Origin of the sequence: Aquimarina addita, assembly GCF_039539305.1 — a bacterium.
GTDB lineage: Bacteria > Bacteroidota > Bacteroidia > Flavobacteriales > Flavobacteriaceae > Aquimarina > Aquimarina addita.
This window is the reverse complement of record NZ_BAABCW010000004.1, coordinates 74,267-95,855: the sequence shown is the minus strand read 5'-3', so window position 1 is coordinate 95,855 and position 21,589 is coordinate 74,267. Positions and strand designations below refer to the sequence as shown.

Here is a 21,589-nt window from a genome sequence, read left to right as displayed (position 1 = left end):
TAAAAATTAATTTTGATTAAGATAAATGTAATTAAATTACATCTTTTAGTATTCTAAATTAACATCTACTTAATAATATTGGGAGTTCCTTTTTAACTTCTGAATGAAAAATAATTACATTTACAAAGCTTTGTTTTATAATTTTTTTTATTTCACGCTATGCCAGAAAAGAAATTTCGACTTCAATTTGATAAAAAACAATATAGTAATGAATTCTTAATTTCGTTATATGATAAAATGTTGAAGCCGAGACTTATTGAGGATAAAATGTTGATTCTGCTAAGACAAGGAAAAATTTCAAAATGGTTTAGTGGTATAGGACAAGAAGCAATATCAATAGGAGTTACCTGTGCTATGCAAAAGGATGAGTATATTTTGCCCATGCATCGCAATCTAGGGGTATTTACTACTCGTGATATCCCATTATATAGATTGTTTAGTCAATGGCAGGGAAAAGCGAACGGATTTACAAAAGGACGTGATCGTTCTTTTCATTTCGGCACTCAAGCATATAAAATTATTGGTATGATTTCTCATTTAGGACCTCAAATGGGGGTAGCTTGTGGAATTGCACTGGCAAATTTGCTAAAGAAAAATAATAAAGCTACTACCGTTTTTACAGGTGAAGGTGGTACGAGTGAAGGAGATTTTCATGAAGCATTAAATGTAGCATCTGTATGGAGTCTACCAGTAATTTTTTGTATCGAAAACAATGGATATGGCTTGTCCACGCCTACTAGTCAACAATATAATTGTCGTAATCTTGCCGATCGGGGTGTAGGATATGGTATAGAATCACATATTATTGATGGCAATAATATATTAGAAGTATTTAATACTATGCAAACACTTGCAGAAAGCATACGATATAATCCAAGACCTGTTCTCATAGAATTTAAAACGTTTAGAATGCGTGGTCATGAAGAAGCTAGTGGTACCAAGTATGTTCCTGATGAATTAATGAAGGAATGGGAGGAAAGAGATCCTATTGAGAATTATAAAAAGTTTTTAATAAATAATTCAATTTTTACTGAAAATGAAGATTTTAAAAAACGATCAGAAATAAAAGCAGCGATTGATACACATTGGAAAAAAGCGGATCAAGAAGAGAAAATAAAGGTTGATGTAGCTTTAGAATTAAAAGATGTATATAATGTGGTTGACTTTGAGGAAATTAAACCTACTAAAAAAACCAATGAACTTCGATTGATTGATGCTATTTCTAAAGGGTTAAAGGAATGCATGGATCGATATAAATCCATGGTAATTATGGGGCAAGATATTGCTGATTATGGAGGAGTATTTAAAATAACTGAAGGTTTTATAAAAGCATATGGGAAAGAGAGGATTCGTAATACACCAATTTGCGAATCAGCTATAATTTCTGCTGCATATGGTCTTTCTTTACAAGGTATAAAGTCTATTGTAGAAATGCAATTTGCTGATTTTGTTTCTTCTGGATTTAATCCTGTTGTCAACTTATTAGCAAAATCTAACTATCGCTGGAATCAACCAGTTGATGTTGTTATAAGGATGCCTTGTGGTGGCGGTGTAGGTGCGGGCCCCTTTCATAGTCAAACTAATGAAGCCTGGTTTACTAAAACTCCGGGTCTAAAAGTAGTATATCCGGCATTTCCTGTAGATGCAAAAGGATTATTAGCAACAGCCATTGAGGATCCCAATCCGGTTTTGTTTTTTGAGCACAAAGGACTTTACAGGAGTGTCAGGCAAGAAGTGCCTGAAGGTTATTACACCATTCCTTTTGGTAAAGCAGCATTATTGAGAACTGGAGGTGGTATTACCGTTATAAGTTATGGAGCTGGAATACACTGGGCATTAGAAGTTTTAGAAAAATATCCTGATATAGAAGCTGATGTTATAGATTTAAGGTCTTTACAACCATTAGATACAGAATCTATATACCAATCTGTTCAAAAAACAGGAAAAGTTATTATCCTTCAGGAAGACTCCATGTTTGGTGGAATAGCATCCGATATTTCTGCACTAATTATGGAACATTGTTTTGAATTTCTCGATGCTCCGGTAAAAAGAGTTGCTTCAATAGAGACACCAATTCCTTTTGAACCTAATCTCGAAGATCAATATTTACCAAAAAACAGATTTGAAAAAGAAATACAAGAGTTATATAGGTATTAATACTTGATTTTGTAAAATAATGAATAGTTGGGTTATCTGAAATATTGTTTGTAAGTTTTTGATTATTAGATTATTGTTATGTTTTTTGGTAGATAGTTTAATGTTTAATTTTAGTAATAATCCGACTAATTTCAATCCGGGTTAAAATCCCCTTTGTTATATGTTGTGTGTTCTATTGGTAAATGTTAATTTTGCAACTTCTATGAAGGGAAGCATAGAGGGAGGGCACTAAACAATTTAAGTAATATATTATTTATGAATATTAGCCAATTAGAGCTTTTAGGTTCTTCAAAAATTTTAGTTACCGGTGCGGCAGGTTTTATCGGATCTAATTTATGTGAAGCATTAATAAAGCAAGGCAGCACTGTGGTAGCTTTGGATAATTTTGCTACCGGGCATAAAAAGAACCTATTTAATATAAAAGATCACCCTAACTTTACATTTATTGAAGGTGATATTAGAAATTTAGACGATTGTCATAAAGCCTGTGATGGTGTCAATTTTGTATTGCATCAGGCTGCTTTGGGATCTGTTCCAAGATCAATTAATGATCCAATAACTTCTAATGATGTTAATGTAGGGGGATTTCTAAATATGCTGGTAGCCTCCAGGGATGCCGGGGTTAAGCGTTTTATTTATGCGGCAAGCTCTTCTACCTACGGGGATTCTAAGGCATTGCCTAAGATTGAAAATACTATTGGTAAACCATTATCTCCATACGCAATTACTAAGTATGTAAACGAGTTATACGCAGATAACTTTAAATTAACTTACGATTTAGATACCGTAGGTTTACGATATTTTAATGTTTTTGGTCGTAAGCAAGATCCTAATGGAGCTTATGCTGCTGTGATTCCTAAATTTGTAATGCAACTTATGAAACATGAGTCTCCTTTTATTAATGGAGACGGATCTTTTTCCAGAGACTTTACCTATATTGATAATGTTATCCAAATGAATATAAGAGCTATGGTAGCAAATCATGCGGACGCATTGAATCAGGTGTATAACACTGCTTTTGGGGAACGTACTTCTTTAAACGAATTAGTTACCCTGTTAAAAAAATATCTTTCAATTTATGATCCTGCAATTGCTGATGTAGAAGTGAAATACAGATCAGAACGTAAAGGTGATGTACCCCATTCTTTAGCATCTGTAGATAAAGCAAAAGATCTTTTAGGATATGATCCTCAATTTGATATTGAATCGGGACTGGAAGAAGCAATACAATGGTATTGGGAAAATTTAAAATAACTTGACCTCAACAACTTAACATATATATTATGCAAAATATTAAAGTAGCCGTTATTGGGCTAGGATACGTAGGATTACCACTTGCAAGATTGTTTGCGACTAAGTTTCCAGTTATTGGTTTTGATATTAATCAGGATAGAATTAGTGGTTTGCGATCTGGAACAGATTCGACAATGGAAGTTTCTGATGATGTATTACAATCTGTCCTAAAAGAAACTCCTAAAATGGATTTAGGTCTTTATTGTTCCTCTGATCTGGCTGATATAGAGGACTGTAATTATTATGTGATCACGGTTCCTACTCCTGTAGATAAAAATAACAGACCAGATCTTACTCCCTTGTATAAATCCAGTGAAACTGTAGGAAATGTTTTAAAAAAAGGAGACATCGTTATTTATGAGTCTACGGTATATCCCGGGGTAACTGAAGAAGAGTGTATTCCTGTATTAGAAAAAGTAAGCGGATTAAAATTTAATCAGGATTTTTATGCTGGATATTCACCAGAAAGGATTAATCCGGGAGATAAATTACATACTGTAGAAAAAATTCTAAAAGTAACTTCTGGATCTACTCCAGAGATAGGAAAAAAAGTAGATGATTTGTATGCTTCTGTTATCACAGCAGGAACCCATTTAGCACCGACAATAAAGGTTGCTGAAGCGGCCAAAGTAATCGAAAATTCTCAACGTGATATCAATATAGCTTTTGTAAATGAGTTGGCTAAAATTTTTAATTTGATGGACATTGATACTAGCGCTGTATTAGAAGCAGCGGGTACTAAATGGAATTTCCTTCCTTTTAAGCCAGGATTAGTAGGAGGTCACTGTATTGGTGTAGATCCATATTATTTAGCGCAGCGCGCACAGGAATTTGGGTATCACCCAGAAATTATTCTTGCAGGTCGCAGATTAAATGATAGTATGGGGCAATATGTAGCATCAGAGGTTATAAAACTAATGGTAAAACACGATATTAGAATAAAAGAGTCCAATATATTGGTCTTAGGAATCACTTTTAAGGAGAATTGCCCGGATGTACGAAATACGAAAGCAGTAGATGTAATTACAAACCTAAAGGAGTTTGGTACGAACATTACTATTTATGATCCTTGGGCAAATCCAGAAGAAGTAAAGCACGAATATAATCTTGATACCGTAACAAAATTACCTAATACAACGTACGATGCCGTGGTGTTAACAGTGGCACATAAAGAGTATTTAGATATTGATCTACAGTCTTTACTTATGCCAAACGGCGTATTGTACGATGTGAAAGGAATTCTTGATGAAGGCGTACACGGGAAGTTGTAATGTATTAAACAATTATTAATGTTTATAATTTTAAATTAACCGTTTTGAGTCAATTAAAAAAAGGTGCATTACTTAATTATACTACTATTATTTTAACTAATGTAGTTGGTCTTGCTATAACACCTTTTATTATAAGCCAGTTAGGTAAAGCAGAATACGGAGTCTACACTGCTATAGGAGCACTTGTTGGATCAATTTCAGTGTTGGATTTTGGGTTGAATAACACGATAGTTCGTTTTGTTGCTAAATATCAAGCAGAAAAAGACTTGAAAGGAGAACAAAATTTTCTTTCTACGGTGATGCTGATCTATTTATTTATTTCAGCACTTATTGTTATAGTTGGTTTTATATTTTATCCTAACATAGATAGTTATTTTAGCAAAATGTCATTAGAAGAGATAGAGATTGCTAAAACTATGTTTATTATATTAATTTTTAATTTAGCAATTAGGCTTCCAGGGGGAGCTTTTACAGGGATCTGTTCAGGATACGAACAATTTGTTTTCCCAAAGGTATTAAACATTATCAGGTATATTGTAAGATCTATAATGGTTGTTGCCATCTTATTATGGGGAGGAAGAGCTATATCAATTGTGATCCTTGATACGATTATGAATGTCTCTATTGTCTTAGTAACTGCTTATTTTGTGCTACGTAAATTAAAGGTCAGATTTAAACTGTATAGTTTTAATAAATCATTTATAAAAGAAATTTTAGGATATTCTGTTTGGGTATTTGTATTTTCTTTAGTAGGAATGTTTCAATGGAAAGCAGGTCATGTAGTATTAGGAAGGGTTGTAGTTTCAGAGGTTCTAGCGGTATACGGAGTCGGTATTATGTTAGGAACTTATTATGGAGCTTTTTCCACAGCAATTTCCAGTGTTTTTCTGCCAAGAGCAACAAAAATGACCGTTGGTAATTCTTCTAATGAAGAGTTGACCGATATGATGATACGTGTAGGAAGAATGTCATCTATCGTATTATTTTATATTCTTGGTGCTTTTATATTATTTGGAAAACAATTTGTTTTTTTGTGGGTAGGTTCATCTTTTTATGATTCTTGGGTCATTGCTGTAATGATTATGGCCGCATATACGATTCCACTAGTTCAAGGGTTTGGAAATTCGATTTTAGAAGCAAAAAATAAACTGTCATTTAAAGCGATACTATATTTGATTTTTATGTTTGTAGGAGTAGGGATAGGAGCTTTACTAGCTAGATATTATGGAGCCATCGGCATGATTAGTGGTTCAGTTATAGGTTGGTTAATTGTTCAGAATGTAATGAACTTTTATTATTACAAAGTTATTAAATTGAATATTCTTCGGTTTTTTAAAGAACTTCTGAACCGAACATTTTTAATTGTTTTGATAACTATTGGTATTGGTATTGTGATTAATTTGATACCTGGAGAGGGATGGATTAATTTTATTATTAAAGCTTTTTGCTACAGCGTAGTGTATGCAGTGTTAATGTATTCGTTTGGAATGATCGCTTATGAGAAAAAGATTTTTAAAGATGGATTTGATTTGGTTTTTAAAAAAATTAAAAGAGCATAAATGAAAGGTATAAAGCTTAATACTATACAGTTTGAGGATGGTGGTAAAAGAATTTCTTATGATTATACAGTACATAAGGAGTATAACGAATATTTTAATAGTAACAATTTATATTATGTTCATTATGATAAGGATATAAGTGATACTCCACTAAGCCTTGCAGTGATACCTTTGCTCTCTAATCTTATGCCCATTTCTTGGTTTGTTGGGTTTGATGTGTACATTGATGAAATAGATGAAACATTTTATAGATCATTAGAATTATTAAAGGAGCAGTTTATTAAATTCCATCCAGATAAAGAGATAAGAGGAACACTACATGTAAATAAAATTGTAAAGAATACTATAAATGGAACGAATACCTCCCTTTTGTTTAGTGGAGGTTTGGATTCTTTTGATTCACTTACGAGGCATTACCATAAAGACCCGTATCTCATTTCGATCCATGGAGCTGACGTAGCGATAGAGGATACGGTGCGGTGGAATGAGTTCAAGAAATTTAATGCTGAAGAAAAAATATTAGACGCATCACGTTTATTTTACGTAGAATCTAATCTTAGAGAATTTTATACCTATAAAGTAGACTTATTAGTTGATCATTTGGGTTGGTGGGGAATGGTGCAGCATGGGATGGCATTATTAGGAGTACTATCTCCTCTAAGTTATAAATATAACATTACTGATATCAATATTGCAGCATCTGCAACTAACGAAATAACTTATAGCTGGGGATCTTCTCCCTATATTGATGAAAACATGAAATGGGCTAATACAAAAGTGACCCATGACGGTTATCAATTTAAACGAACTGATAAAACAGATAATGTAGTACGGTTCGTAAAGAATTCTGAATATGATATTAAATTAAGAGTTTGCTATGCAGATGAGCGATCAGGATATAATTGTAATACGTGTCATAAATGTCAGCGTACTGCATTGAGTTTAATATTAGCAGGAGCTGATCCAAAAGAATATGGACTTAATGTATCCAATAATTTTTATGACTTGATTTTTACGAATTTTGGTGATGACTGCGTAATGACTGAAGGTATAAAATATCAATGGACTTGTATTCAGGAAAAAGCTGCTTCTGTAGATGACTTTTTTGTTTTAGAAAATAAAGAAAAAGAACAAATCGCTATTCGTCGTTTTATCGATTTGGATTTAGACAAAATAGTGAATAAGAATGAAGCTAAAGTAAAACAGCAAAAAAGACAAAAATTTGTGCTAAGGCAAAAATACCCTTTGTTATATAAAATTTATAGATTACTCAGATATCAAAAAATATAAATTATGAAATACGGATTATTAACTTATTGGGAAAGTAAAGAAAAATATAATGTGGGAGACTATGTACAGAGTCTAGCTGCTCGACAATTTCTTCCTCAGGTTGATCAATTTATGAATAGAGAACGATTAGCAGATTATTCTGGTGAAGAAATACAACTAATTATGAATGGTTGGTTTACCCACAATCATAGTAACTGGGTTCCTGATAATGCTATAGATCCTTTATTTGTCTCTTTTCATATGAACTCTACCGCTGCTCCCTTTATGTTATCTGATAAAGGAATCGCATATCTAAAGAAACATGCGCCAATAGGTTGTAGAGATAAATTTACAGCAAAAACATTAAACGAAAAAGGAATAGAAGCATATTTCACAGGGTGTTTAACGCTTACATTAGATAATTATAAAGTGGATGATTCTGAAAGGGGAAATGAAATTTATATCGTAGATCCCTTTTATAATTATCCAACTAACGAAAAAGTATTTCTTACGGCTAAACATTTTGTGAAATCAATTATTAATGGAAACCTATTTAAATTAGGTAAAATACAGAAACAATTAGAAAAGGTTGTCGATAAAGAAGTATTAGAAATTGCTAACTACGTAACCCAGGTAAAACCAAAAGGTAAAGAAACTGACGAGGAAAAATTTGCTTATGCAGAAGAATGCATGAAAAAATATGCAAAAGCAAAATTAGTAATTACCTCTAGAATACATTGTGCATTACCATGTCTAGCTATGGGAACTCCGGTGATCTTTTTAAACTCTTTCAATACGTTTGTGGATACGTGTAGATTTGATGGTATTGCAGAGTTGTTTAATCGAGTGGATGTAGCAGATGATGGTAGCTTTACTGCAAATTTTGATCTTCCTGGTAAAATAACCAAGGATACTACTGTAACTAACTTAGGATTACACCATGCATTAGCAGAACCGCTAAAAGAGAAATGTAAAGAATTTATAAATAAGAAAAGTATAGTTAAATGATACCCAAAAAGATTCACTATTGCTGGTTAAGTGGAGATCCGTTTCCAGAGCTTATTGCTAAATGTGTTGACACGTGGAAAGAACAATTACCAGATTATGAATTCATACTTTGGGATACAAATAAATTTCCTTTGAGTTCAAATAAATGGGTGAGAGAGTCATTTGAAACTAAAAAATATGCTTTTGCAGCTGATTATATTCGTTTGTATGCTGTATTTGAACAAGGTGGTATTTATCTAGATACCGATATTGAAGTTTTGAAGAGTTTTGACGAATTGATGCATCTTCCTTATTTTATCGGATCAGAAGGTGATGGTGTTATAGAGGCCGGTGTTTTTGGAGCAGAAAAGGGAGCAATGTGGTTGGCAGATTGTTTATCACATTATGAGAATCGAAGTTTTATAAAAGATGATGGATCTTATGATACAATGACGCTTCCTAGAATTATGATGGAGCAAATACAAAAAGAATACTCCATAAAAGAAATGAAAAACCCTAAGATTAGTGAACTAAGCTATGATATAGCGAATACCGAACTCCAAATGTTTCCTAAAGATTTTTTCTGTGCTAAAAATCATGGTACCGGAATGGTAGAAAAAACAGAAAATACATTCTGTATTCATCATTTTGCCATGTCTTGGTTGCCTAAAAAAAGAACTTTCTTACCTAATGTAAAAAGAAAACTAATGTCTATCGTAGGAGTAAATACAGTTGAGATACTCATTAATTTTTTTGGTCTAAGAAAGATTAAGAGATTATTAAAAAAATAACATAATTTATTTATTTGATAAAACGATGTTTAAAATTTTTTCTTTAAAAAGAAACTGGATAAATATATAATTATAAAAATTAGGTAACCAAATGCAAATTCAGTATATAAATAATTTACGCGCAGTAGCGTGCTATTTAGTTGTATTAACCCATTCTGCAATGCCAGCTTTAGATCCATCATTTGGTATGTTTATGGTATTGTTTTCGATCATATCTTCTCCAAGTTCAGAATTATTCATCATGATATCTTCAAGTTTATTAGCTCCTGCAAAACTTGATATGTTATCTTTTTATAGAAAACGTTTTGATAAATTATTATGGCCGTTTTTTTTCTGGTCTATTGTTTTGTTAGTAATTGGTTACTTTAAAAATGGATCTAGTATAACTGAATTAATTACAAGGATTCTTCAAATACCGTTAGTTCCAGCTACAGGTATCTATTGGTTTATATATGTTATAGCAGGATTATATCTTATTATTCCAATAATTTCGCCTTGGCTTAAAAATTGTTCAAAAAAAGAACTAGGCACAATTCTTTTGTTCTGGGGAATAACATTACTATTACCTTTTTATAATGTGATAGCTGAAAAAGACTTGTACAAGATGGATGGGGACTATTATTTTACATTTGTTTACTTAGGTGGTTTTATTGGATATTTATTTCTTGGAGTATACTTGCGTAGGTATCCTATAATATTTACAAGCAAGTTGAAAAATATTTTATTTATAATACTGACCACAATTTTAGGTACATTACCTATATTATATGCGTATATAATAAACAGAAATGCTATAGAGCCTTTATATGACCACCTTTCAATCAGTAGTGTTTTTTATGTGTTAGCCATTTATTGTTTTTTTCAAAATTTCGAAATTCCTCCTTATCTGCAAAAAATGTTTAACGCAATTGCAAAGTATTCTTTTGGAATTTATTTAATTCATATCATTGTTATTAGAGATGTCATTTGGAAATTATTAGAAAATTTTAGAATTCCTCATCCAATTATTGAAACCCCTTTGATTTCTATTTTTTCATTGATAATATGTTTTTATATTGTTAAAGCAATTACGTTTTTACCGAAAAGTAAATATATAATTGGAGCCTAATTCTTAATTAAACAATGAATAAAAAAAATAATAAATCAATACTTTTAATCATGCCTTACGGCAGTGTAGGAGGTATGGAAAGATTGGCATTAAACTTTTATGAGTATTATAAAGAATTGGGATATGTTATAAAGGCATTAAAATTTATAAAACTCAGTACAGATATTATACATTTTGGAGAAGATGAACTGTTTTTTAGTGAAAGAGATTTATATGAAATGACAGGAAAGGAGCGAGGTCTGTTTTATTTGAATACTCCTTTCAAGATCAGAAAACTTATCAAACAATATAAAATTACACATTCCATTGCTTTTGGAGATATGGCTAACTTTTTTAGTTCTCTTTCATTTACCAATGAATTTAAAATTGGCAGTATTCATGCTTTAAAAAGTGTTGAACTAAAAAACACAACTTTTTTTAATAAAATAACTAAAATTGGTTATCGATCCTCTTATAAATACTTAGATAAACTGGTTTGCATAAGTAAAGCAATTAAAGAAGACTTAAAAATAAACTGCGGTTATAAATTTTCTAATCTAGAAATTATATACAATCCACATAACATAAAAGATATTGTAAGCTTAAGTAAAGAATTGATTACTGATAAAAATGAAATTGAAATTTTCTCTAAAAAAACAATTTTATTTTTAGGTAGACTATCTATTCAAAAATCACCTTGGCACCTTATTAAAGCTTTTTCTATTGTTAAAGAAAAATATCCTGATATTAATTTAGTGCTTATAGGAGATGGTGATATACAGGTAACTAATTTTATAAAGGAATTAATTTCAGATTTAGAATTAAATAATCAAGTATTTTTGCTTGGGAGAAAATCAAATCCTTATAAATATATTGCAGCCTCAAACGTATTGGCGCTTTCTTCTAATTATGAAGGTACTCCTAATGTGATTGTAGAATCTATAGCTGTAGGAACTCCGATAGTTTCATCGTACTGTACTAAAGGTATAATAGAATTGATGAGTACGGAAGATCATAAAGAAACAGATAAAAATATTAGTACAGAATCAGGAGTTGTTACACCTAATTTATTTAAAGGAGTACTTGAAATACCAAAAAGTAAGAAATTAATAAAGGAGGAGAGAGATTTTGCAGATGCTTTATCTCTTGTGCTTATGGACGATTCATACAAAAATAACTTGAAAACATCAAGAAGTAAACTACTCTCAAAATTTGATTTGAATGCGGTAGCCAATGAATATTTACAACCTATGAAAAATTAAAATGATCATAAACAATATGAGTATATTTATCCTAAATACTATATAGATGATTGATTTTATTCCTTTAGAATATTATTTTTCGATATTTATCAATGGGACATTGACAGTTTTGTTATTCACCATGATTCATACTATCGTATTGAAAATTGATGATCCTAGGAATATTGTTTATATCAATGTAATAGGGTATTCTGCATTAATATTTTTGATTTTTTATATCGGTTTACGACCTGTTAGCGGAAGATATTTTGTAGACATGAGGACGTACGCTAACCATTTTGAACATTATGCATATGGAGGTTCTGTAGTAACCAATAAAGATGTTTTCTTTCATTATTTTATGCAACTGTGCTCTAATTTTGTAACAGTCAATGGATTCTTTTTTATATGTGGATTTGTATATCTTTTTCCTATGTATAAAGTGTCAAAAGTGTTTTTTAAAGAATACTGGTTTTATTCTTTTTTAATGCTGATCGCATCTTTTTCTTTTTGGACCTATGGTGTTAATGGCATTCGAAATGGAATGGCAACTTCTCTTTTCTTATGGGCTATAGCGTACCATCATAAAAAAGTAATAATGTTTAGCTTTTTTATTCTTGCGGCATTGGTACATAAGACATTACTGCTACCCATTGGTGGTTATTTGATAACGTTGTTCTACAATAAGCCTAAAGTATTTTTAGGATTCTGGTTATTCTCTATACCATTATCTATAGTTTTAGGAGGATTCTGGATTTCATTATTTACTTCTCTTGGTTTTGGAGATGATAGAATGGATGCTTATTTATCAGGAGGATCTGGTTCTAGTTTTAGGTATGATTTTTTGATTTATAGTGCCTCAGCTGTTGTGACAGGATGGTATTTTATTTTTAAAAAGAAATTTGATGACCATATATATAATCACATTTTTAATACCTATTTAATTACCAATGCTTTTTGGATACTGGTAATAAGAGCTAATTTTTCGAATCGTTTTGCATATTTATCCTGGTTTATGATGGCTGTAGTCATTATATACCCTTTTTTAAAATGTAAAATAAAGAAACAGCATATATTAGTAGGTAGAGCGTTGTTTCTTTATTTTGCCTTTACTTATTTTATGGTATTTGTATATTATGATAAGTTTTAAAATAATAAGCCAATTAACTAAAGTATAATGAAAAAGACATTAACAATCTTTACACCTACCTATAATAGGGCATATTGTCTCGGACAATGTTACGATAGTCTGGTACGTCAAGACAATCAGGATTTTCTTTGGTTGATTATAGATGATGGATCTTCTGATAATACAAAAGAAGTAGTCAATCATTGGATAGAAGAAAATAAAATTGCAATTCATTACCATTATCAAGAGAATACCGGAATGCACGGTGGGCATAATAAGGCGTATGACCTTATAGAAACAGAATTAAATGTGTGTATTGATTCTGATGACTTTATGCCAGACGATGCTGTAGATAAGGTGCTTACTTTTTGGCAGAAAGCAGAAAAAGGTAATAATATTGCTGGTGTTATTGGATTAGATTCGTATAAGAATGGAGAAATTATTGGAAAAAAGTTTCCTAATCATTTAGTATCTGAAACATTAGAAAATATTTACAATATACATCATATATATGGTGATAAGAAAATAGTATATAGAACGGAAATTGTAAATAAATACCCTCGTTACCCCATTTTTGAAGGAGAACGTTTTGTGCCGTTGGGAACTTTATATTTACTTATAGACAAAGATTATGAACTATTATGTCTTAATGAAGTTTTATGTATTGTAGAATATATGGAAGATGGTTCCTCTAGAAATATAATTAAACAATATAGGAGACACCCAAAGGGCTTTAGGTATGCACGTATGCTTACTATGAAAAAAAGTAATTTTTTTAAAGTAAGATTGAAAAGTACTGTACATTATATTTCACATAGTATTTTTTTAAAAGATTGGAATATGCTATTTAGATCTCCAAAACCTATTTTAACTTTTCTTTGTTTTCCCATAGGTGTGTTCTTATATTTTTATGTGGTTTTCAAAACACGTGATATGAAAAACTAATTTTAACTTTTTATAAGAGTACTGGTAAGTAAAACTATATGAAAATATTACAAATTATTAATTCATTACATTTTGGAGGAGCAGAAAAGCTTCTGGTAGAATCTATCCCATTATATAAAGAAAAGGGATTAATCATGGATATTTTGCTGTTAAATGGAGAACGAACACCGTTTTATGATGAGTTAAAAAATAAGAATGTGAACATCATACACCTGAATTCAAATCGAAGTTTATACAGTCCTCTTCATATCAATGCATTAAGAAAATATCTAAAAAGGTATGATATAGTTCATGTGCATTTGTTTCCGGCACTTTACTGGGTAGCATTAGCTAATATATTTAAAACTAAAAAACCAAAATTAGTGCTGACAGAGCACAACACTGAAAATAGAAGAAGGAAAATAACAATATTTAAATATTTGGATAAATTTATATATAGTAAATTTTCTCGAATTATTGCGATATCAGACGGTGTAGCTTCTAATTTGAAAACGCATCTGAGTAATAGTAAAACTTCAATATCAGTTATAAATAATGGAATCAATTTGGAAGCTATAAAGAAAGCTACACCATATAAAAATTCTGATTTAGGGATACCAGAAGAATCAAAAGTAGTTATTCAAGTATCAAGTTTTACATCTCAAAAGGATCAGAAAACATTAATTAAAGCAATGAGTTCTATTTCTAAAAATGTCCATTTATTACTAATAGGAGATGGCCCTTTGAAAAATGAAAATGAAGCCTTAGTAAAAAAACTTCAATTAGAACAAAGAGTACATTTTTTAGGTCACCGATCTGATGTTCCTAAATTGGTTAATACTGCTGATATTTCTGTTTTATCATCTCATTATGAAGGGTTTGGGTTGGCGATAGTAGAAGGGATGGCCGCTGGTAATGCTAGTATTGGATCTAATGTGCCCGGATTATCAGAAATAATAGGGCAAGATGGAGTTTTATTTGAGCCTGGTCACGATAGGGAATTACAAGATATTATAGAAAAATTAATATCAGATAAAGATTATTATAAGCAAATTTCAGAGAAATGTTTAAAAAAATCGAATCAGTACGATATTAATCAAATGGTAGAAAAGTATATCAATGTATACAATGAAATAACCTAATCAAGAACATTAAGTAAGTATGAAGAGAAATATTACATTAGATTATCTAAAAATAATTATGAGTCTTTTAGTCGTAATAATTCATAGCCCTATTTTTTGGGAATCATCTCGTCTCTTTTCTCATATGATCGTAAATGGTATATGTCGTATAGCGGTTCCATGTTTTTTTGTTCTTAATGGTTTGTATCTTAAGAAAGTATTAGAAAATAATATTGCTTTTCGTAAATATATTAAGCGGTTGTTTATCTTTTATATAGTATGGATGCTCATTTATGCACCTTTTTACTTATTTCATTTTAAAGATAGTATGCCTGTCTCAATCTTAATGAATATCTCATCTATTTTATTTGGATTTTGGCATTTATGGTATATAATAGCGCTTATAGGTGGAGTAATACTGTTATATTTTTTGAAACAAAAGAATATTAGCGATAAACAATTATTCAAAATTGCTTTGTTCTTATTTATTATTGGTTGGTTAGTTCAAAAAGTCGAATTATTTTATCCAGATGAAGAGGGTCTGATAGGAGGATTAATTCGATCAAGTTTTCCTTCAAGAAATTTTCTTTTTATGGGATTCCCCTTTGTAGCAATTGGTTATTTAATATCTAAAAAAGGTTTTATGGAGGGATTAAAAAAGTCTTTTTCTAAGTTATATATATTAATTTTGTGTTTTTTATTTTTGTTCTCAGAAGCACTATTGCATTTTTATGTAATTGGCAGGAGAGGCTTTGATTTTTATATTATTTTAATTGTCTTATGCCCTGCATTAATACTTTTTTTAAGTAATAAATCTAAAATTATTGAGGTAGAGGATGATTTTATTTCTAAATTATCCGCTGCCATATATTTTATTCATCCTTTAGTTCTATATATGATGAAAGATATATTTCTAAAAGTTCAAAACACAGAGCGATATATATTGATAATCTTTTTTTCAGTAGTATTTGGTTCTGCTCTAATCTATGCTAACAAAAGACTAAAAATATTTTTTTAATTATAATTATTTACTAATGAATTCTACAGAAAGGATAAATACAGGAGACAAAGAGGAAAGAATGATTATTCTTTTTGATGGAGTATGTAACCTATGTAATGGCTTTATTGATTTCGTCATTAAAAGAGATGTCAATCACAAAATATTTTACTGTTCTTTACAGTCAGATACGGCTAAGGAAATTTTAAAAGGTAAAGATATTATAATACATAATAGTTTTTCTACTATTTATTTCTATGATAAAGGACAGATATATAAAAAATCTACTGCAGTACTTCGTATTCTCAAGGAATTGCCAAATTATCGATTGTTAGCTTCATTTTTTTTAATAATGCCAGCATTTTTGAGAGATTTTTTTTATAAAATTATATCAAAAAACAGATATCGCCTTTTTGGTAAAAAAGAAAGTTGTCGTTTACCATCACCAGAAGAAAGAGCTCAGTTTTTATAAAATTAAATAATTGTAAAATGATTAAAAAAAACATATTAGTTTTTATAGTACCAACTCTCATGATTTTCTTTTTTGTCAGAAATATAATTATGGTAGAAACCGATCAATTAGATAGCTGGATGGGTGGTGGAATGAGGATGTTTGGTAAAATTGATAAGATGTTATATAGAACTTCTGGTGCTAGCGTAATGCATAATGGAAAAGAATATTTTATAAATTTTAGAGATATACCAGCGCTAGAAGATGAAGATATTGGTTTGAGAATATTACCTAGTGAGGATCGTAAAATAGAGGCATTGAATAAGGTTAAAAACATGCGTTGGTGTTATGATAGGGAAACTGATAGAATTAAGCTGCTTGATCTTTCTGTATCCTGTGATGAACTTATTTCTAAAGAGTCGATTACTGAAATTCAAATTTTTAAAGTACTATATGATGGCAATGAGGAACGTATTGAATTACAACTATTAAATAATGAAAGCAATGATTAAAGGTGTATCTAGAACCAGAGGTTTAATTGTTAGTAAAATACGACATATTTCAGAGACCACTAATAATGATAGTATTCTTACCCTTACTTTACAGATGCTATTGCTTATCTTTTTAATGTATATGAATGACAATGGATATTTGTCCATTTTTATGCCTGTAATTTTGATCCCCGGAATTTTGTTTAAGGTGGTTAGAGAGCATCCATACTATTGGACGCTAATTGCTTGTATGGCCAGTACTTTTTATCTAGTTTTAGATTTAGTGGGATACGTCCCAAATCATAAACACATTTTTGCTTTTATTATTATTGCTGTCACTATTGCGATGTTTTTGAAAGAAAAAATACACCCTCTTAGATTTCTGAATACTCAATCCAGATTAATCATCGGATTTTGTTTTTTATTTGCAACTATAGGAAAGTTTATGGCATCAGAATTTTTAGATGGATCTTTCTTTGAATTTACAAACACTACAGATCCTAGATTTTTTGGTTTTAGTTCACTGATGGGGAAAGTTGACTTAAATTTATTAATAGAAAATGAAGAAAACCTAAGGTTATTATTAAAAACTAATGATCCTAAAACCAGTTTTTTAGTAAATGGAGTTGATAATATTAGAGGATTCGGAATGTTAATTTCTTATTGGACAATTTTTATAGAAGGTATGATAGCCATCAGTTTTTGTTTACCTAGAAATTTTTTACTTTCTAAATATAGGAATGTTTTCTTAGTAACTTTTATTTTAACAACTTACCCAATAGCTACAGTTACAGGATTTGCAATCATACTGACAGTTTTAGGATTTATTCAGTCACTTGAGGATCATAAGTTAACTATGTTTTCTTGGTTCTATCTGTTTGTATTTATCTTTTTACCTCTAAATTATTTTCCATTTGCAAGATTATTAGCGCTATTTTAATAGATCAATAACTTAATACTGTACCTATTTGTATTTTGACCGTTGGTTCCTTTAGTTTTATAATAACCTTTTCAATGAAACTTATACTTTTATTACAGATATATTAAGTCTTAAATTTTATATAATAGATACTTAAGGAGTTTATTTTTAAATACGATAAATTGTAAATAATTTTAAATGATAAAAGAGGCTAAAAATAAGGTTTCTTTTTGTTCAGCAGAAAAGGAATATAGCTTATTAGCCTTTTGTAATGAAATGGTATACAATCAAATCTAAGAGGGAAACGGATACGTATCTAGGTTTATTTTATACTTTCATCCTAATACTTATTATAGCACATAAAAAAATGGATGAAAATTATTCATCCATTTTTTTAGCAATCTATAAAGTCTATTTACATATTATTATTGACACGTATTATTAGTGATAGTAACTTCAGAGGTACTGGTTGAATCTTCAATTTGAATACATTCTCTATTATCACTAACATTTATAGTATTATTAGCTATATTAATGTTATTGTTTACTTCTCTTAAATGAAAACCGTGATCATCGCTATCCGTAACAGAGTTTTTCATAAATGCTATTCCATCACAATTAAAAACCTCTATCTGGTGATTTAATTCATTATCAGTAAATTCAATTCCTGTTGATTTTATAAATAGAGTACTACTATCATTTGGAGTGTTTAACACGTTATTATAAATACTTGTAACATAATCACTAGCTTCTGGTTCTAGATTTAGATTAGACATCTTAATAGGGTTTCTAGCTACAGTAACATTGTTACCAAAGATACTTACATTATCAAGACCAGTTGTAGAGCTAACAATTCCTATAGAACCATCTCTTTCACTATTTAAAATATTATTTTTTATTTCGGCATTAGTTAATTTACTCATATTTATACCAGCTCCGAAATCTTCCAAATTATTACCTTCTATTACAACATCTCTATTGGAAACAAAAATCGAGGTTCCAAAACCTCTCACTGTATTTTTAGATACTAGGTTGTCATAAATAGTAGCATCATCACCATTTTCTCGACCTGCTTTGATACCAGCTCCTGATCTTCCAGATTCTGGAGCAACTACTGTATTTCCAATGATTTTTGTTCCATTTGCAAATGAATAACTGATACCCGTTTCTACAGTATTATTTTCTATAGTTACGTCATAACCAATTGCAACAGTAAATCCTCCAATTCTACTTCCCGTTTCTGTATTATTAGTAATATAAATATCTTCAGCCCTTTCATAATAGAACATTTCACCAGTAGCTTCATCTCTTTTTCTGGTAGCTTCTATATCAATAGCAAATCCAGGAGCAACTCCTTCAGAAGAATCTGTATCTACACTTGCATTCAGAAATTGGTTGTCATCGACATAAATATCATAACCACCTGTTATTGACATATTATTTCTTCTATTAGAATCAAAAATACATTTTGTAATAACAATATCATGTGTAGGAATGTGATCTGGTTCATAGAAAAATTTTAAACTTTGGATCTTCATACCATCACCCATTGCATTTTTTAGGGTCATTCCACTAATCGTTGTATTTACTGCAGCCTTTAAGAATACTAAGTATCCCCATTCCTGATCTCCGGCAGAATAATCGTGTTCGTCTCTATCACCAAGAAGGATTCCACCACTAATAGTTACATCAGAAGCTTCTCTTACTGAAAGAAGTGCATATGTTTGCCTATTATTAGGAAATACTCTTAATTTTGTATTGTTCGTCATCTTTAAATTAAAATTTGACGGTACATTAATAGCTTCTAAAGAAGCTCTAAAATTAGGATCACTAGGATGTGTAACTAAACTAACTTCAAAATATGCATCCAGCTTATCAATCTCTAAAGTATTACCTTCTAGTTTTTGTACCATCGCAAAGATATTTTCCAGATGATCACGGTTTTCCAACGCAACTGCTGATGTGGTTTCACCTTGTACGATAGTCCATCTGGATGGTACATATTTGAGTGTAGGTTCTTTTAATTTCACATCGCCATTCACAGTAAGTTTAGAACTCAAAAGTCTTCCATCGATATACCCTCCATTAAAATTAATAGTTCCATTTGTAATATCACCTCCATTAAAATCAAAATTAACATTATCAGGAAGAGAAATTTCTGCACCACCTAAGTCTAAGATACAATCAATTGTTATCGTAGAATTTGAAGTGATTTCGGAAAGATCAAAATCACATGGAGTAGTTGATGTAATTTCACTTTCTTCTTCAGGAATATTAGGATCAGTTTCCTCTTGTAAAACTTCATCTTCAAAAGATTCTGTGTTACAAGAAATAAAATTAAGGCAACAACATACTAAAAGTAAATAAAAAGAATTTTTCATGGGGGGAATTTTTTGGTTGTATTTTTTGATTATTTAGCTAATATAACGACACTTTATCGGGGTTATTGTGTTTTAATCGATAAAAAAATGTTAAAATTAAGCAAAATTAAATTTTTAAACGTTTAACAATTAATCGATTACGGGAAAACCTTAAAGACAAAATATAATTGTCCTTAAGATTTAAAAATATGCAAGAACTAAGTTTATTTAAAAAAAAGTTAAATATAATTAAATATTTAAGACAGCAATAAATAATTTTTAGAGGACAAAAACACTTGTTGATATCTCTATATTTGCAGTTAAATTAGAGTCGATCAGTACAACGTATAATGAAGAAAATAATTAGAATCACAACCGTCCCTATTTCTCTTGGAGGTTTATTAAAGGGACAATTAAAATTTATGTCCAATTACTATAAAATGATAGGTATTTCTAGTAAAGGAGAACAAATTGATGGTGTTTATCAATTAGATAGAGTAGCCAATGAAGAAATAATAGAAGTCATTCCTGTAGAAATGACTAGAAAAATCACACCATTACAAGATCTGAAGTCTGTTTATCATTTATATAAAATTTTTAAAAAAGAAAAACCTGCAATCGTACATAGCCATACACCAAAAGCTGGCACGGTATCTATGATTGCGGCTAAATTTGCAGGAGTACCTAATAGATTACATACTATTGCTGGTTTACCGTTGATGGAAGCTGTAGGAGCTAAGCGTATTTTGTTAGACGCTGTAGAGAAAATAACTTATGCTTGTGCAAGTATGATTTATCCCAACTCAGAAGGATTAAAATCAATTATTTTAGATAATAATTATACTTCAGAAAAAAAACTTAAAGTACTCGCTAGAGGAAGTTCTAATGGTATAGATACAAATCATTTTGATCCAACATTATATAGTTCAAAGGATAACAACGCATTACGAGAAAAATTAGGGATTACCCAAGACGATATGGTTTTTGTATTTGTTGGGAGATTAGTTAAGGATAAAGGGATTAATGAGTTGATCAATGCATTTAATATTATTGAGCAAGAACATCAACAAGTCAAAATGATATTAGTGGGATCTTATGAGAGGGAACTTGATCCGGTATTACCCCAAACTGAATCCGAAATTGATAGAAATCCCAACATAATTCCTGTTGGATGGCAGACCGATGTAAGACCATTTTTAGCAATTTCTGATGTATTGACTTTTCCTAGCTATAGAGAGGGTTTTCCTAATGTAGTAATGCAAGCCGGAGCTATGGGTGTATATAGTATTGTAACTAATATCAATGGATGTAATGAGATTGTAGAAGAAAATATCAATGGTCTGATTATACCGCCTAAAAGTGACGAAGCACTAAAAGATGCAATATTAAAAACAATTAAAAATAGAGAATTGATAAAACAAACCTCGTTAGTATGCAGGCAGATGATCGTAGAACGTTATGAACGAAATTATGTCTGGCAAGAAATTCTTCATGAGTATGAAAAACTATTAAAGAATTAGTTTTTAGAAAATAAATAGTATA

Annotated in this window: 18 protein-coding genes; 17 read left to right on the top strand and 1 reads right to left on the bottom strand. The window is 30.4% G+C overall.

The window, feature by feature from the left end:
- Window positions 1-159: 159 nt before the first annotated feature.
- The 16 genes from ABD816_RS07005 (at window position 160) to ABD816_RS06930 (ending at window position 17,708) form a co-directional block, all read left to right on the top strand.
- Window positions 160-2,157 (top strand): alpha-ketoacid dehydrogenase subunit alpha/beta, encoded by a 1,998-nt coding sequence (locus ABD816_RS07005; protein ID WP_344925922.1) that lies wholly within the window; start codon window positions 160-162, stop codon window positions 2,155-2,157.
- A 255-nt stretch (window positions 2,158-2,412) separates the two neighbouring features.
- Entirely contained in the window at window positions 2,413-3,411 is a 999-nt protein-coding gene (locus ABD816_RS07000; RefSeq protein ID WP_344925921.1) for an SDR family oxidoreductase, read from the top strand.
- A 29-nt stretch (window positions 3,412-3,440) separates the two neighbouring features.
- A complete protein-coding gene (locus tag ABD816_RS06995) occupies window positions 3,441-4,721 on the top strand; it encodes a nucleotide sugar dehydrogenase (RefSeq protein ID WP_344925920.1) in 1,281 nt (426 codons plus the stop codon).
- Window positions 4,722-4,765: 44 nt separating this feature from the next.
- On the top strand, window positions 4,766-6,280 hold the full coding sequence (locus ABD816_RS06990; protein ID WP_344925918.1) for a lipopolysaccharide biosynthesis protein: 1,515 nt from the start codon (window positions 4,766-4,768) through the stop codon (window positions 6,278-6,280).
- On the top strand, window positions 6,281-7,570 hold the full coding sequence (locus ABD816_RS06985; RefSeq protein WP_344925916.1) for a hypothetical protein: 1,290 nt from the start codon (window positions 6,281-6,283) through the stop codon (window positions 7,568-7,570).
- Window positions 7,571-7,573: 3 nt separating this feature from the next.
- Window positions 7,574-8,557 (top strand): polysaccharide pyruvyl transferase family protein, encoded by a 984-nt coding sequence (locus ABD816_RS06980; RefSeq protein ID WP_344925915.1) that lies wholly within the window; start codon window positions 7,574-7,576, stop codon window positions 8,555-8,557.
- Entirely contained in the window at window positions 8,554-9,327 is a 774-nt protein-coding gene (locus ABD816_RS06975; RefSeq protein WP_344925913.1) for a glycosyltransferase family 32 protein, read from the top strand. The genes ABD816_RS06980 and ABD816_RS06975 overlap by 4 nt, the downstream gene beginning before the upstream one ends.
- A 91-nt stretch (window positions 9,328-9,418) precedes the next feature.
- Window positions 9,419-10,435 carry an acyltransferase gene (locus tag ABD816_RS06970; RefSeq protein ID WP_344925912.1) on the top strand — a complete coding sequence of 339 codons (1,017 nt, stop codon included), beginning with the start codon at window positions 9,419-9,421 and terminating at the stop codon, window positions 10,433-10,435.
- 14 nt (window positions 10,436-10,449) lie between these two features.
- Window positions 10,450-11,676 (top strand): glycosyltransferase, encoded by a 1,227-nt coding sequence (locus ABD816_RS06965; protein WP_344925910.1) that lies wholly within the window; start codon window positions 10,450-10,452, stop codon window positions 11,674-11,676.
- 46 nt (window positions 11,677-11,722) lie between these two features.
- On the top strand, window positions 11,723-12,805 hold the full coding sequence (locus ABD816_RS06960; protein ID WP_344925908.1) for an EpsG family protein: 1,083 nt from the start codon (window positions 11,723-11,725) through the stop codon (window positions 12,803-12,805).
- Between the two features lie 27 nt (window positions 12,806-12,832).
- Window positions 12,833-13,729 (top strand): glycosyltransferase family 2 protein, encoded by an 897-nt coding sequence (locus ABD816_RS06955; protein WP_344925905.1) that lies wholly within the window; start codon window positions 12,833-12,835, stop codon window positions 13,727-13,729.
- 38 nt (window positions 13,730-13,767) lie between these two features.
- A complete protein-coding gene (locus tag ABD816_RS06950; protein ID WP_344925903.1) occupies window positions 13,768-14,850 on the top strand; it encodes a glycosyltransferase in 1,083 nt (360 codons plus the stop codon).
- A gap of 19 nt (window positions 14,851-14,869) precedes the next feature.
- A complete protein-coding gene (locus tag ABD816_RS06945; RefSeq protein ID WP_344925901.1) occupies window positions 14,870-15,847 on the top strand; it encodes an acyltransferase family protein in 978 nt (325 codons plus the stop codon).
- Between the two features lie 16 nt (window positions 15,848-15,863).
- The gene (locus tag ABD816_RS06940; protein WP_344925897.1) at window positions 15,864-16,298 is read left to right on the top strand and encodes a thiol-disulfide oxidoreductase DCC family protein; all 435 of its coding nucleotides are present in this window, start codon (window positions 15,864-15,866) and stop codon (window positions 16,296-16,298) included.
- A gap of 89 nt (window positions 16,299-16,387) precedes the next feature.
- The gene (locus tag ABD816_RS06935) at window positions 16,388-16,789 is read left to right on the top strand and encodes a hypothetical protein (RefSeq protein ID WP_344925895.1); all 402 of its coding nucleotides are present in this window, start codon (window positions 16,388-16,390) and stop codon (window positions 16,787-16,789) included.
- Complete coding sequence (locus tag ABD816_RS06930) at window positions 16,773-17,708, top strand: hypothetical protein (protein WP_344925893.1); 936 nt, start codon at window positions 16,773-16,775, stop codon at window positions 17,706-17,708. The genes ABD816_RS06935 and ABD816_RS06930 overlap by 17 nt, the downstream gene beginning before the upstream one ends.
- A 404-nt stretch (window positions 17,709-18,112) precedes the next feature.
- On the opposite strand, the gene ABD816_RS06925 is transcribed toward ABD816_RS06930, so the two are convergent.
- Entirely contained in the window at window positions 18,113-20,068 is a 1,956-nt protein-coding gene (locus tag ABD816_RS06925; RefSeq protein ID WP_344925891.1) for a right-handed parallel beta-helix repeat-containing protein, read from the bottom strand.
- Window positions 20,069-20,397: 329 nt separating this feature from the next.
- Here ABD816_RS06925 and ABD816_RS06920 point away from each other — a divergent pair, with 329 nt between their 5' ends.
- Window positions 20,398-21,567 carry a glycosyltransferase family 4 protein gene (locus ABD816_RS06920; protein WP_344925890.1) on the top strand — a complete coding sequence of 390 codons (1,170 nt, stop codon included), beginning with the start codon at window positions 20,398-20,400 and terminating at the stop codon, window positions 21,565-21,567.
- Window positions 21,568-21,589: the final 22 nt, after the last annotated feature.

Bases quoted from the DNA above. Each gene is read 5' to 3' on its own strand.
- ABD816_RS07000 (WP_344925921.1), top strand. From the start codon at position 2,413: ATGAATATTAGCCAATTAGAGCTTTTAGGTTCTTCAAAAATTTTAGTT.
- ABD816_RS06950 (WP_344925903.1), top strand. From the start codon at position 13,768: ATGAAAATATTACAAATTATTAATTCATTACATTTTGGAGGAGCAGAA.
- ABD816_RS06970 (WP_344925912.1), top strand. From the start codon at position 9,419: ATGCAAATTCAGTATATAAATAATTTACGCGCAGTAGCGTGCTATTTA.
- ABD816_RS06975 (WP_344925913.1), top strand. From the start codon at position 8,554: ATGATACCCAAAAAGATTCACTATTGCTGGTTAAGTGGAGATCCGTTT.
- ABD816_RS06945 (WP_344925901.1), top strand. From the start codon at position 14,870: ATGAAGAGAAATATTACATTAGATTATCTAAAAATAATTATGAGTCTT.
- ABD816_RS06955 (WP_344925905.1), top strand. From the start codon at position 12,833: ATGAAAAAGACATTAACAATCTTTACACCTACCTATAATAGGGCATAT.
- ABD816_RS06925 (WP_344925891.1), bottom strand. From the start codon at position 20,068: ATGAAAAATTCTTTTTATTTACTTTTAGTATGTTGTTGCCTTAATTTT.
- ABD816_RS06995 (WP_344925920.1), top strand. From the start codon at position 3,441: ATGCAAAATATTAAAGTAGCCGTTATTGGGCTAGGATACGTAGGATTA.
- ABD816_RS06935 (WP_344925895.1), top strand. From the start codon at position 16,388: ATGGTAGAAACCGATCAATTAGATAGCTGGATGGGTGGTGGAATGAGG.
- ABD816_RS06930 (WP_344925893.1), top strand. From the start codon at position 16,773: ATGAAAGCAATGATTAAAGGTGTATCTAGAACCAGAGGTTTAATTGTT.
- ABD816_RS06920 (WP_344925890.1), top strand. From the start codon at position 20,398: ATGAAGAAAATAATTAGAATCACAACCGTCCCTATTTCTCTTGGAGGT.
- ABD816_RS06940 (WP_344925897.1), top strand. From the start codon at position 15,864: ATGAATTCTACAGAAAGGATAAATACAGGAGACAAAGAGGAAAGAATG.
- ABD816_RS06965 (WP_344925910.1), top strand. From the start codon at position 10,450: ATGAATAAAAAAAATAATAAATCAATACTTTTAATCATGCCTTACGGC.
- ABD816_RS06985 (WP_344925916.1), top strand. From the start codon at position 6,281: ATGAAAGGTATAAAGCTTAATACTATACAGTTTGAGGATGGTGGTAAA.
- ABD816_RS06960 (WP_344925908.1), top strand. From the start codon at position 11,723: ATGATTGATTTTATTCCTTTAGAATATTATTTTTCGATATTTATCAAT.
- ABD816_RS06980 (WP_344925915.1), top strand. From the start codon at position 7,574: ATGAAATACGGATTATTAACTTATTGGGAAAGTAAAGAAAAATATAAT.
- ABD816_RS07005 (WP_344925922.1), top strand. From the start codon at position 160: ATGCCAGAAAAGAAATTTCGACTTCAATTTGATAAAAAACAATATAGT.